The organism is Iamia sp. (genome assembly GCF_035575815.1).
In the GTDB taxonomy this organism is placed as follows: domain Bacteria; phylum Actinomycetota; class Acidimicrobiia; order Acidimicrobiales; family Iamiaceae; genus Iamia.
Genome location: NZ_DATLXO010000120.1, coordinates 1 through 12692 on the forward strand (window position 1 = coordinate 1; position 12692 = coordinate 12692).

The window sequence follows — 12692 nt, forward strand, 5'->3', positions numbered from 1 at the left end:
GGCCGAGGTGCACCACGGCGCCGGCGAGCACGGGGATCAACACCAGCAGCAGCGGGGCCTGGTTGCGGGCCGAGGTCAGGGCCAGGCCGCCGAAGACCACCAGCGGCAGGGCGTCGCGCCAGCGAGGCGCTCGGACCAGCCCGAGCACGGCCACGAGCAGCAGGCCGACGACGAGCAGCTGGGACCACGACCGGTAGCTGGGCGCCTGCCACTCGACGACCGACTCGAAGGCCTCCGAGCGGGCGCCCACGGTGAGGGGGAAGAACAAGAGGCGGGGGCCGAGGGGGTTGACCGCGCCCAGCAGCAGCCCGACGCTCGCCCAGCCCAGGGCGCGGACCTCGGGGCCCCACGACCCCCGGTCGAGGCGGGCCCCGACGGCCACGAGGGCGAGCAGCACCACGGCGAAGGGGAACGAGCCGTGGGTGTTGACCCAGACCCAGCCCACGGGCACCAGCCAGCGCGGGTCGAGGTGGTCGTCGGCCACCAGCAGCACCGCCGCCAGGCCGAGGAGACCGAAGAGCAGCGGGCGTCCCGACCACATCTCGGCCGCGCCGACCAGCACCGCGATGGTGATGGCGACGCGGATCACGATCGACTGGGAGCGGGCGGTCAGCGTCCAGACGGCCACGGCGAGCAGGGCGCAGAGCACGCCGTTGACCAGGCGGACGGCACCGAGGCCGCCCAGATCCTCGGCCCCGGCGTAGACGAGCGAGGCCAGCCAGCTCTGCACGACCCACGGATCGCCCCCGGCGGTGAAGGAGTACGGGTCGGTGCGGGGGACCCCACCGCGCTCGAGCATCACGCGGCCGGTGGCGAAGTGCGTGAGGAAGCTGTTGTCGTAGAGCGGGCGCATCCCGATCAGCAGACCCCACAGGCCGGCGAGCCCGCCGAGCACGGTTCCGAGGCCGACGCCGCCGCGCCTCGCGAACCCCGGCGCGAGCCCGGCGTCGCGGCTCGGAGCCGGTGCGGCACTCGGGTCGTCGGGGGCGATGGGCCGTGAGGGTACCGGTTCGTCCCCGTACGCCCTCGACCTCCCGGTCCGGTGGGTGCACCGCGACCGGGGGGAGCATCAGAACGCCTCGGAGATGCGCACACCGTCCCAGAGGGTTCGATCCCCACCTTCTTCGACAGCGGGACGACGGGATCGTGCTCGCGCTCGCCCGGGGCCTGGGCCCCGGCCCGTGGGTCGGGATCAGGCCGGCCCGGGTTCCTCGACGTCGTCGACGGGGGGAGCCTCGGCGACCGGTGCGGCGGCGGCCGCGGCGAACGGCTCGGCGGCGGGGTCGGCCGCGACATCTTCCGCGGCGGCGGGGCCGACCGCGGGTGGGGCAGCTTCGGCGACGGGGGGGGCCTCGGTCGCGAACCCCTGCTCAGCCTCGTACTCAGCCCAGGCCTCCTCGACCGCGGGGTCTTCCGCCCACTCGGTGGCGATGAAGTTGCCCTCGTTGTCGTACGCGTGCTCGCCGAAGTGCTCCTGGTACTCGGCGGACACGACGCCGCCCTCGGCGGCCTGCTTGATCGACAGGCTGATGCGGCGACGCTGGAGGTCGAGGTCGATGATCTTGACCCACAGCTCCTCACTCGGCGTGACGACCTGCTCGGGGAGGTCGACGTGGTGCGCCGACATCTCCGAGATGTGGACCAGGCCCTCGATGCCGTCGCCCACCTGGACGAAGGCGCCGAAGGGCACCAGCTTGGTGACCCGGCCGTAGACCAGCTCGGCCACGCGGTGCGAGGTGGCGAACTCCTGCCACGGATCCTGCTGGGTGGCCTTGAGCGAGAGGCTGATGCGCTCGCGGTCGCGGTCGACGTCGAGCACCTGGATCGATACCTCGTCACCGACGGCGACGACCGAGCCGGGGTGGTCGACGTGCTTCCACGACAGCTCCGAGACGTGGATGAGCCCGTCCATGCCCCCGAGGTCGACGAAGGCGCCGAAGTTGACGACACTGGACACCACGCCCTTGCGGACCTCGCCCGGCTTCAGGTTGTCGAGGAACTCCTCGCGCTGCTCCTTCTGGGTCTCCTCGAGCCAGGCCCGGCGGGACAGCACCACGTTGTTGCGGTTCTTGTCGAGCTCGATGATCTTGGCCGTGAGCTCCTGGCCCACGTACGGCTGGAGGTCGCGCACCCGGCGCAGCTCGACCAGCGACGCGGGGAGGAAGCCGCGCAGGCCGATGTCGACGATGAGGCCACCCTTGACGACCTCGATGACCGGACCGGTGACGACGCCCTCGCGCTCCTTGGTGGCCTCGATGTCGCCCCACGCCCGCTCGTACTGAGCCCGCTTCTTGGACAGGACGAGGCGGCCGTCCTTGTCCTCCTTGGTGAGGACGAGGGCCTCGATCTCGTCGCCGAAGGACACGATCTCGGACGGGTCGATGTCGTTGCGGATCGACAGCTCGCGGGCGGGGATGACGCCCTCGGTCTTGAAGCCGATGTCGAGCAGGACCTCGTCCTTGTCGACCTTGACCACCTTGCCCTCGACGATCTGGCCGTCCTCGACGCTGACCATGCTGGCGTCGATCGCGGCGTCGAAGTCGATGTCGAGGTCGTCGAACGCGATCACGCGGGGGACGTAGGCCTCTTCGTCAGGGGCGGTGAGGGTGGTCTGGTCGGACACTGAGGGAGCTCTTCTCGTAGGGGCAGGGAGTCGATGGACGGGGTTGCCGGGCCGCCGGGCCCAGGGGCACGCCGGGGGGGTGCGCCACTCGGCGCGCGAGGTCGACAGGGTACCCGCCGACCCCGCAGGGGGCCACAGTGGCGGTCACACCGGCGCCGGGTCGGGGGGCCGCCGGGCGACCAGGAGGTGCTCGGGGTGCTCGAGGTCGGGGGGCCGCGCCGCGTAGCGGCCGGGCTCCACCGACCAGACGTGGACCGGTTGCAGGCCGGCGGCCCGGGCCAGCAGGCGCAGCTCGCGGGGCGTGAAGCAGGTGGTCCACAGGTCGGTGTCGGCGTCGGTGCCGTCGGCGTCCTTGATGGTGGTGCGCTCGTGGGCCACGCCGGTCTCCGCGTCGAAGCTCGTGCCCTCGATGAGGTTCTGCACCTGGAAGTAGGAGGAGAACGCGGAGATCGCGGCCAGACCGCCGGGTCGCAGGGCGCGGGCGATCCCGGCCAGCACCACGTCGTCACCGGTGAGCTCGCCGAGCCGGGGCGCGCCACCTTGGCCGCCGGCGGGACCGCCCTGCAGCCCGAACGCGCCCTGGCAGAGGGAGATGGCGGCATCGAACTCGGCGTTGAAGCCCAGGGCGCGGGCATCGGCGCGCGCGAAGGTCACACCGGCAGGGGCGTCGCGCCGGGCCAGGGCGACGAAGCGATCGCTGATGTCGATCCCGTGCACCGCGATCCCCCGTCGGCCGAGGGCATGGGCGTGGCGGCCGGGCCCGCAGCCCACGTCGAGCACCCGCATCCCCCGTTCCAGCCCGAGGGTGTCGACGAGGAAGCCGACCTCCTGCTCGGTGCCCTTGGTGAACGAGTAGCGCAGGTAGGTCGGGCCGAGGTGATCAGCAAGGTCCTCGAACCAGTGGTCACGGGTCATCCCCCCATCGTGGCCCGAGCCCGACGCTGTGGCCCGCCCAGCCCGGGCGCGAACTGGTCGCTGAGCCACCAGTTTGCGCCACACGTCGGGTCAGTCGTCGGGGGGCGGGACGGCGTCGGGGGGCGGGGGGCCGTCAGCGGGCGGGGCGGGCTCGGCGTCGGGGGCGAGCGGGGGCAGGCCCTGCTCGTCGCGGATCAGGGCGTCGAGGGCGGCCCGGTAGGCGGCGTCGGCCTCGGTGCGCGCCTCGGTCCCCGCCCCACGCCGCCGCACGTCTTTCAGCCGATCCGCGGCTCGATCCTTGGACTTGGTCAGCTCGCGGCGCCGTCCCTCGCGCTCGGCCGCCTCGCGCCGGACCCGGGCCGCCTGGCGTTGCTCCTCGCGCTCGGCGCGCGTGCGATCGGCGAAGACCTGGGCCGCCTCCTGCTGAGCGGCGCGGCGGCCGCCGCTCGTCGCCCGGTCGGGTGGGGCGGCGGAGGGGTCGATCCCCCCAGGGACTCGACGGCGGCGGGCGGGCATGGCTGGTCCTCTCGGGTGCGGTGGCTACGACTTGGCGTCGGCCCAGGTCGACCCGAACGCCAGGTTGACCTCGAGGGGCACGCGCAGATCGGCGGCGCCCCGCATGACGTCGAGGGTCAGGGCGCCGATGTCGTCGTGCTCACCGGGCAGCACGTCGAGGATGACCTCGTCGTGGACCTGCAGGATGAGCCGGCTCTCGGCCTCGCGGGCGGCGACGGCCCGGTCGAGGCGCACCAGGGCGACCTTGAAGATGTCGGCGGCCAGGCCCTGGATGCCGGCGTTCATGGCCTGGCGCTCACCGGCCATGCGGATGCCCCGGTTGCCGGACTGCAGCTCGGGGATGGGGCGACGGCGGCCGAAGAGGGTCTCGGTGTAGCCCCGTTCGCGCGCCCCGGCCACGGTGCGATCCATGTAGTCCTTCACCGCCGGGAAGGCCTCGAAGTAGGCGGTGAGGATGAGCTTGGCCTCATCGACGGAGATGGCCAGGCGCTGGGCCAGCCCGTAGGACTCCATGCCGTAGGCCAGGCCGTAGCTGACCATCTTGGCCTTGGCCCGCATGGCCCCGGTGACCTCCTCGGGCACCACGGTGTAGATGCGGGCCGCGGTGGTGGTGTGGATGTCCTCACCGCTGGTGAACGCGGCGATGAGGCCCGGGTCGTCGGCCAGGTGGGCGATGCAGCGCAGCTCGATCTGGTTGTAGTCGGCGACCAGCAGGTCACACCCCGGCGAGGGGACGAAGGCGGTGCGGAAGGCCTTCCCCTGCTCGGAGCGCACCGGGATGTTGTGCAGGTTGGGAGCATCGGAGGAGAGGCGCCCGGTGCGGGCCACCGTCTGGTTGAACGTGGCGTGGATGCGACCGTCGGGCCCCACCTCGGACAGGAGCCCGACCCCGTAGGTGGAGCGCAGCTTCTCGACCTCGCGGTAGGCCAACAGGTGCTCGATGATCGGGTGCTGGCCGCGCAGCTTCTCCAGGCTCTGGGCGTCGGTCGAGAACCCGGTCTTGGTCTTCTTGCCCGGCGCCAGACCCAGTCGCCCGTAGAGCACCTCGCGAAGCTGCGGGGTCGAGTTGACCGTGAACTCGCCGCCGGCGTCGTCCCAGATCGCCTGCTGGAGCCGAGCGACCTCGGCGGTCATGCGATCGCTGATCTCGGTGAGCCGGGAGCGGTCGACCCCGACCCCCACGGTCTCCATCGCCGCCAGCACCGCGACCAGGGGCGCCTCGATGGTGTCGTGGAGGGTGCGCAGGCCCTGGGCGTCGAGGGCGGCGAGGAGCGGCCCGGAGAGGTGGGCCACGCCGAGGGCGCTGCGACTGGCGGTGCGGGCCGCTCGACCCTCGGCGTCGTCGCCATCGTCGGATGCGAACGCGAGCTGTCCCTCGGGGGCGGCGTCGTCGTCGACGGCCAGCTCGGCCTGGGCGTAGCGCACGAGCAGCGGCGCCAGGTCGTAGCGCCCCTCGGCGGGATCGATCAGGTACGACGCGAGGGCGGTGTCCACCGCGAGGGTGACGACATCGGAGGCGGGACGGTGCGATGGATCGGTCCGGGCCACCCAGCGCAGAAGGGCCTTGGCGTCATGGGCGGCGATGGGACGGCAACCCGGGCCCGAGAGCAGATCGCCCAGCGCGGCGCGCACGTCGTCATGGGCGAGCACCGGGCCCGGCAGCCACATCACCTTACCGGTCCCGGGATCGACGACGACGGCGAGGCCCAGCAGATCGGCGTCCCACGTGGGGATCCCGTCGAACGCGGGGGCGACGGCCACCGGCGCGCCCTCTTCCGCCGCCGCGAGGGCCCCCAGGCGGGCGACGGCGTCGTCGGGGTCGGCGGGCTCGACGATCTCGGCCTCGAGCACCTGGGTCTCGGCCCCCAGCGCTCCCAGATCCGCGCCCAGCGCCTCCACCAGGCGGTCCCACAGGGTGCGGAACTCGAGGAACTCGAAGAGGCGCTTCACCTCGTCGGTGTCGGGCTCACCCATCGTCAGCTCGTCGATGTCGACGTCGAGGGTGACGTCGCGCCGCAGCACCATCATCTCCGCGTTGGAGCGCACCTGGGCCTCGTGCTCGGCGAGGTTCTGGCGCAGCTTCGGGGTCTGGCCGTCGACGTGGGCGAAGAGCTCGTCGAGCGACCGGTGGGCGTTGATGAGCTTGGCCGCCGTCTTCTCCCCCACGCCGGGCACGCCGGGCAGGTTGTCCGACGGGTCGCCGCGGAGGGCGGCGTAGAGCACGTAGAGCTCGGGGCGCACACCGGTGCGGGCCTCGATGCCCTCCTCGTCGTAGAAGGCGTAGTCCGAGACGCCCCGCTTGTTGTACAGGACCTTGACGTGGGGGTCCTCGACCAGCTGGTACGCGTCGCGATCGCCGGTGACGATGATGACGTCGCGCCCGGCGTCGCGGGCCCGGGTGGCGAGGGTGGCCAGGATGTCGTCGGCCTCGACCCCCGCCTGCTCCAACGTCGGGATGGCGAGGGTGTCGATCACCTGGCGGACGAGGCTCATCTGCTGGCGCAGGATGTCGGGTGTCTCGGCCCGGCCCGCCTTGTAGGTGGCGACCTTCTCGTGGCGGAACGTGGGCTCGGGGCGGTCGAAGGCCACCACGATGGCCTCGGGCTGGTGGTCGCGCAGCAGGTTCACCAGCATCGAGGTGAAGCCGAACACCGCGTTGGTGACCTGTCCCGAGGCCGTCGCCAGGTCGGTGGGCAGCGCGAAGAAGGCGCGGTAGGTGAGCGAGTTCCCGTCGATCAGCATCACAGCCATGCGCCGGCCACCCTAGGACGTCGTGCTCGGGGGAGGATCGGAGCGGGACCGCTGCCGACCCCGCGCCCGACCCGTCGTCCGCGCTCAGGGCTTGGGCACGAGGGTGCCGGCGAGCACCTCGTCGGCGACGTTGCGCATCGTACGGCGTTCGCGCATCGCCGTCTTCTGGATGAAGGAGAACGCGGCGCCCTCGGTGAGGCTGTGATCGTCCATCAGGCGCCCCTTGGCCCGATCGACCGACTTTCGGCTCTCGAGCTGCTCCTCGAGCGAGGTGGCCTGGTCGTGCAGGGCCTTCATCTCCCGGAACCGGCCCAGCGCCACCTCGATGGCGGGCAGCAGCTCGGCCTTCTGGAACGGCTTCACCAGGTACCCGAGGGCCCCTGCGTCGCGGGCTCGCTCGATCAGGTCACGCTGGCTGAAGGCGGTGAGGATCAGCACCGCGGCGAGGCGCTCACCCGCGATCTCGCGGGCCGCGGACAGCCCGTCGAGCCCGGGCATCTTGATGTCGAGGATGGCGATGTCGGGCTGGAGCTCGCGCACGAGGCGGACCGCGTCGTCCCCGCGGCCGGTCTCGGCGACCACCTCGTAGCCCTCTTCCTGGAGGGTCTCGGAGAGGTCGAGGCGGATGATGGCCTCGTCCTCGGCGATCACCACGCGGGTCGTCATCGTCGGCGCCCTTCGTCGTCGGTCATGGGGCCAGGATGCCAGGGTCGCGGGGGCCCGCTCGCCGCCGTCGCCGTGGCCCTCACGAACGCCCGGCCTGGAAGCGATCGAGCAGCTCGTCCTGGGTGACCTCGAGCCGGACGATCTCGTCGGCCACCGACTTGCGGTGACGCCGCATGGCGTCCGCGTGGCCCGCGGCCTCGGCGTGTTCGCGCTCGGCGGACGGGGTCTCCGACACGAGGGCTCGGAGCCGGGCATCGTCGGCCTCGTCGGCCAGCTGATGGAGCTGCTCGTCGGTGACCTCGAGCTCCTCGCGCAGACGCTTGAGCCGGGTCCCCACATCGCGGAGGCGACGCTCGACGAGGACCCTGGCCATGGCGCCACACTAGGAGGTGCCGCCCTCGGCCCCGGGTTCCGCTCGACCCGGCGTCGCCGATTCGAGGTGAGGCGCGGAGGATCCGACTGCCAGGATGCGCCCGTGCCCCGGCTCGTCGCGCTGAGCTTCATCTGGGGGTGGTCGTTCCTGTTCATCCAGGTGGCGGGCCAGGACCTCACCCCCTCCGCCGTCGCCGGTGGCCGCACCGGTCTCGGTGCCCTGGTCCTGCTGACGTTCCTCCGGGTACGGGGCCTCGCCCTCCCCCGCGACCGTCGCACCGTCGCCAACTTCTTCGTCGTGGGCGCCGCGGGATCCGCCATCCCCTTCACCCTCCTCGCGTGGGGCGGCCAGCACATCGACTCGGGCCTGGCGGCCGTGCTCAACGCCAGCACCCCGTTGTTCGCCGCCGGCCTCGCGGTTCCCGTCCTCGGGGAGCGGTTGCGAGCCAAGGTGGTCGGGGGCCTGCTCGTCGGACTCCTCGGAGTCGCCATCGTGGCCGGGGTGGGCGGCTCGACCCTGACCGAGAGCGGTGGGTTCGCGGTGCTGGCCCCGGTCGGGGCGGGGATGGGCTACGGGCTCACCTTCTGCTGGTCGGCCCGTCACCTCATGGGCATCCCCCCGGTGGTCGCCGCCGCCGGTCAGGTCACGGCAGCCACCATCCTTCTCGCCCCGATCGCCATCACCACCTCCATCGCGCACGGCGTGGTGCCCGGCCTCCGCCCGATCGGGTCCCTGCTCCTCCTCGGCGCCGTCGGCACCGGCGTGGCCTACGTCCTCAGCTTCCGGATCGTCGCCGACCTCGGGGCGACCGTGGCCTCGCTCGTCACCTACCTGATCCCAGTGGTGGCCCTCGTGGTGGGAGCGTTGGTGCTGGGCGAGGAGGTCACGCCGCGCATCGTCGTCGGCGGGGCGGTCATCATCGGCTCGGTGGCCCTGGTGACCCGGGCTCGACGACAGGGCGCCCGAGGGCCAGGACCGTCGGGACCTGCGACCGGCGACCCGACTCCAGGGGGCGGTGTGGTCGCCGCCCCCGATGTCGCCGCCGCGCCTCCGACGGTCCCCTCGGTGCCCGCGGCGCCCGGTCGTCACCTCCCGCGGTGGGGAGCACGCGCGATCGCGGTTGCCGCGGTGGCCGTGGCGGCGGTCGACGGCACCGCCTGCGGCGACGCCGACGAGGAGACGGGGGCGTGCGGCCCGGTCCGCCGCGAGCCGCTCGACACCCGCACGGTCCACGTGCTGCCGGGCGCCGAGGCCCCGGAGTACCGCACCGACCCACCGACCTCGGGCCCCCACCTGGCGAGCCCGTCAACTCGCGACGTGCGGAGCGAGGCCATCGCGCCCGCCGTGCAGGTGGGCATCTTGGAGGAGGGAGGGGTCCTCCTCCAGCACGCCGGGCTCTCCGACGCGGACCGGGAGCGGGTCGAGGCCCTGGCCGGCGACGACGTCATCGTGGCGCCCGGTGACGGGCTGCCCGAGGGAGCCGGGGTCGTGGCCACCGCGTGGGTGACCAAGCAGGTGTGCGACGCGGTCGACGTCGGCGCCCTGCGCGACTTCGCGGAGGAGAACCGCGACAACGGTCCCGGCGAGCACGACTGAGCATCCGGCAGCGACGGCGCGCCCCGACCGGGGCGCTTCGACCGGGGCGCTTCGACAGTGGCACTTCGACAGTGGCACTTCGACAGGGGCGCTTCGACCGGGCCGCTTCGACCGGGCCGCTTCGACCGGGGCGATCAGCACTGGCCGCCGAGCCACCGACGACTACGATCCGACGGCTCGCCCGGATGGCGCAATCGGCTGACGCGGTGGACTCAAAATCCACTGTCCGCAAGGACATGCGGGTTCGATCCCCGCTCCGGGCACGACCGCGATGCGACGGCCTCGGGGCCCGTTCCGGCCGGGGGGTGGGCCCTTCCGACGATGCGACGCCGGTTGGCTGATCCTCCTAGCCTCAGGCGCGTGCCCGACCCCTCTTCACTGTCGAAGCCCGTCGTGCGCCAGCTCCGCCGGGTGGTGCTGTTGGCGGCCGCCCTCGCCGCTGTGGCCCTCGCCCGCGACCGCATGATCTCCGACGCCGAGCGGCGCGACGCGGAGCGCCTCGGCCTGGGCGAGTAGCCCACTGCGGGTCAGCCCTCGAGGGCCGCCAGCGCCTTGACCAGCTTGGTCGGTGTGTCCGTGGGTGAGACCTTGGGCCAGGCCTCGACGATCTCGCCCTCGCCGCCGATCAGGAACGCCGAGCGGACGATGCCCATGTACTTCCGGCCGTACATCGACTTCTCCGCCCACACGCCGTAGCGCCCGGCTACTTCGTGGTCAGGGTCCGAGAGCAGGGCGAAGCCGAGTCCGTGCTTCTCGTCGAAGCGCGCCAGCTTGGCGGGCGGATCGGGGCTGATGCCGATGATCGCCGTGTCCCCCACGTCGGCGGCCACGTTGCGGAGCCCGCACGACTGGGTCGTGCACCCAGGGGTGTCGGCCTTCGGGTAGAAGTAGATGAGGATCCGCCGACCGGCCAGCGAGGCGACGTCGAACTCGTCGCCGTGCTGGTCGAGCAGGGTGATCGCAGGGGCCGGCGTGCCGGGTGCAGGGGTCTCAGCCATGGCCGACAGCGTGCCAGAGGACCGGGCGGTCCGAGGCCGGGTGCGGCATCACCGTCAGCCGACGTTGACCAGGTGGGTCGCGGCGTTGACGAAGTAGGCGGTCATCGCCTCGGCGATCTCGTCGGGGAGGCCCTGGGCCCGCACCGCCGCCTCCATGTGCCCAAGCCAGGCCCGGGCCTCGTCGAACCCGATGGTGAAGGGCATGTGGCGCATGCGCAGCCGCGGGTGGCCGCGCTCGTCGGAGTACTGGGCGGTGCCGCCGCCCCAGTACTGGGCGAGGAACCCGGCCATGTGGGGCCGGCTGGCGGTGAGGTCCTCGGGGTAGAGGGGTCGGAGCAACGGGTCGGTCTCGACCCCGTCGTAGAAGTCGTCGACCAGGCGGTCGAAGAACGGCCGCCCCCCGACCGCCTCGAACACGGTGATGCGGGCGTCGGCCTCGTCACCGGGGACCTCGTGCGGCGGGACCGGGCCGGTCACGGCGCGCTCGGCACGTCAGGGCCGTTCGATGCGTCAGGGCCGTGCGCCGCGTCAGGGTCGGGCGACACGTCGGGGCCGGGCGATGCGTCAGGGCCGTTCGATGCGTCGGGGCCGTCCGCCGCTGCGCCCCGACGCAGGCCGGCGTGACCGAAGAAGCCCCCGTCAGGCCGGGCGTGGGCGTGGTAGTGGTCCGGGATCTGGCGCATGCGGTCGTCGACCCAGTGCTCGAAGGTGAAGTGCTCGGCCACGACCCCCGCCAGGCGCTCGTGGAGGGCGCCCTTCACCTCGGGGGCGGGCTCGCGGTCGTGGGCACGGAGCACCACCATCGGGAGCGCGCAGATCGAGCACTCGGCGATCCAGCAGAGCTCGTCGTCGAGGTACCACGGCGTGATCTTCTCGGCCCGGCACAGCGGACAGGTGGGCGGGGCATCGACGTGAGACATCTCGGCGCAGGCTAGGTCGGTGGGGCGGGCGAACCGCCGTAGGGTCGGACCATGGCCGGGGAACGGAGGCACGCCGGCACCGCGTACATCGTCGCCCCCGACTCGGGGGCCGGGCCGGGTGTCGTCGTCCTCCACTCGTGGTGGGGGCTGACGCCGTTCTTCCGGTCGGTCGCCGACCGGCTCGCCGACGCCGGGTTCGTCGCCCTCGCCCCCGACCTGTTCACGGGTGAGACGGCCACGACCCCCGGGGAGGCCAAGGCCCTGCTCGAGGGCTCCGATGCCACCGCCATGGCCGAGCTGGTGCGCTCGTCGGTGACCGTGCTGCGGGGCCTGCCCGCCACACCCGAGGGACCCGTCGGTGTCGTCGGGTTCTCGATGGGCGCCTCGCTCGGGCTGTGGGTCGCGTCCCGCGAGCCCGACGCCGTCGGGTGCGTCTCCGCGTTCTACGGCACGACCGACGTGGACTTCGCCCCGATGCGGGCGGCCGTCCAGGTCCACGTCGCCGAGCTCGACGAGCTCGAGTCCGACGACGCCGTGGTCGAGATGGAGGCCAACATGCGCCTCGTCGGCGTCGACGTGGAGGTCCACCGCTACCCCGGCACCGCCCACTGGTTCTTCGAGTCCGACCGGGCCATCGCCCACTCGCCCGAGGCCGCCGAGCAGGCGTGGGCACGCACCCTCGAGCTCCTCCACCGCCACCTCGACGCCGCACCCGAGACGTAGGGTCCGACCGTGTCCCAACACCTCCCTTGCGGCTACGGGCGCTCCCGGCGCTCGCGCCGGTGCCTCGGCCCCGCTCTCGGCGTCCTGGTGGCCGTCGCCCTCACCGCGTGCGGGGCCACCGACGACGACACCGACGGCGCCTCCTCCGACTCGTCGACCACCGACCCGGTCACGACCTCGCCGCCCGCAGCCGAGACCTCCCCCTCCACCGAGGCGACGCCCTCCACGGAGGCGACCTCGGTGCCCCCGTCCCCGCCGAGCGGGCCGACCGAGCACGCCGCCACCGCCCGCGATGCGGTCAACGAGCTCAAGGCGGCGTGGGAGGCCGGCGACGAGGTCCGCGCCGCCCGCATCGCCCCCGGCGACGTGGTCACCGCCCTCCTCGGCGTGCCGTCGGAGGGCTTCGAGGTCTACGGCTGCGACACCGGCGAGTTCCCGACCAGCAGCTGCAACTACCGCAACCGCAGCACCGGGGTCTTCATCAAGGTCACTGCCGCGAGGAGCGAAGCCGGCTGGCAGATCTCCACCGTCACCGTCGCCTGATCTCTTCTGTCGCCTCCGGTGACGGCTCGGCGGCACCTGTTGCACCGTCCTCCACCGGTCCCGCACCC

At 72.9% G+C, this 12692-nt stretch carries 14 protein-coding genes and 1 tRNA gene; 5 read left to right on the plus strand and 10 right to left on the minus strand.

Annotation, left to right across the window (positions count from 1 at the left end; all coding sequences use genetic code 11):
* The 7 genes from VNL12_RS12405 to VNL12_RS12435 all read right to left on the minus strand — a co-directional run.
* On the minus strand, positions 1-895 hold an 895-nt coding region (locus tag VNL12_RS12405), incomplete at its 3' end, for a hypothetical protein (protein ID WP_325594999.1).
* A gap of 297 nt (positions 896-1192) precedes the next feature.
* Complete coding sequence (gene rpsA / locus VNL12_RS12410; protein WP_325595001.1) at positions 1193-2623, minus strand: 30S ribosomal protein S1; 1431 nt, start codon at positions 2621-2623, stop codon at positions 1193-1195.
* Positions 2624-2767: 144 nt separating this feature from the next.
* Positions 2768-3538 (minus strand): class I SAM-dependent methyltransferase, encoded by a 771-nt coding sequence (locus VNL12_RS12415; protein WP_325595003.1) that lies wholly within the window; start codon positions 3536-3538, stop codon positions 2768-2770.
* Between the two features lie 90 nt (positions 3539-3628).
* Positions 3629-4054 (minus strand): hypothetical protein, encoded by a 426-nt coding sequence (locus VNL12_RS12420; protein WP_325595004.1) that lies wholly within the window; start codon positions 4052-4054, stop codon positions 3629-3631.
* A 24-nt stretch (positions 4055-4078) separates the two neighbouring features.
* Positions 4079-6805 carry a DNA polymerase I gene (gene polA, locus VNL12_RS12425; protein ID WP_325595006.1) on the minus strand — a complete coding sequence of 909 codons (2727 nt, stop codon included), beginning with the start codon at positions 6803-6805 and terminating at the stop codon, positions 4079-4081.
* 84 nt (positions 6806-6889) lie between these two features.
* Positions 6890-7471, minus strand: coding sequence for an ANTAR domain-containing response regulator (locus tag VNL12_RS12430; RefSeq protein ID WP_325595008.1), 582 nt, complete (start codon positions 7469-7471; stop codon positions 6890-6892).
* A 79-nt stretch (positions 7472-7550) separates the two neighbouring features.
* Complete coding sequence (locus VNL12_RS12435; RefSeq protein WP_325595010.1) at positions 7551-7844, minus strand: hypothetical protein; 294 nt, start codon at positions 7842-7844, stop codon at positions 7551-7553.
* Between the two features lie 102 nt (positions 7845-7946).
* Here VNL12_RS12435 and VNL12_RS12440 point away from each other — a divergent pair, with 102 nt between their 5' ends.
* The 3 genes from VNL12_RS12440 (at position 7947) to VNL12_RS12450 (ending at position 9956) form a co-directional block, all read left to right on the plus strand.
* The gene (locus VNL12_RS12440) at positions 7947-9440 is read left to right on the plus strand and encodes an EamA family transporter (protein ID WP_325595012.1); all 1494 of its coding nucleotides are present in this window, start codon (positions 7947-7949) and stop codon (positions 9438-9440) included.
* A 179-nt stretch (positions 9441-9619) separates the two neighbouring features.
* Positions 9620-9703, plus strand: a tRNA-Leu gene (locus tag VNL12_RS12445).
* Between the two features lie 97 nt (positions 9704-9800).
* A complete protein-coding gene (locus VNL12_RS12450) occupies positions 9801-9956 on the plus strand; it encodes a hypothetical protein (RefSeq protein WP_325595014.1) in 156 nt (51 codons plus the stop codon).
* 11 nt (positions 9957-9967) lie between these two features.
* On the opposite strand, the gene bcp is transcribed toward VNL12_RS12450, so the two are convergent.
* The 3 genes from bcp to VNL12_RS12465 are packed head-to-tail and all read right to left on the minus strand — an operon-like array spanning position 9968 to position 11358.
* Entirely contained in the window at positions 9968-10438 is a 471-nt protein-coding gene (bcp, locus tag VNL12_RS12455) for a thioredoxin-dependent thiol peroxidase (protein ID WP_325595016.1), read from the minus strand.
* A gap of 54 nt (positions 10439-10492) precedes the next feature.
* Positions 10493-10915 (minus strand): globin, encoded by a 423-nt coding sequence (locus VNL12_RS12460; protein ID WP_325595018.1) that lies wholly within the window; start codon positions 10913-10915, stop codon positions 10493-10495.
* A complete protein-coding gene (locus tag VNL12_RS12465) occupies positions 10912-11358 on the minus strand; it encodes a hypothetical protein (protein WP_325595020.1) in 447 nt (148 codons plus the stop codon). The genes VNL12_RS12460 and VNL12_RS12465 overlap by 4 nt, the downstream gene beginning before the upstream one ends.
* Before the next feature lie 51 nt (positions 11359-11409).
* On the opposite strand from VNL12_RS12465, the gene VNL12_RS12470 reads away from it, so the two are divergent.
* Complete coding sequence (locus VNL12_RS12470; protein WP_325595022.1) at positions 11410-12081, plus strand: dienelactone hydrolase family protein; 672 nt, start codon at positions 11410-11412, stop codon at positions 12079-12081.
* Between the two features lie 9 nt (positions 12082-12090).
* Entirely contained in the window at positions 12091-12624 is a 534-nt protein-coding gene (locus VNL12_RS12475; RefSeq protein ID WP_325595024.1) for a hypothetical protein, read from the plus strand.
* Positions 12625-12692 lie beyond the last annotated feature (68 nt).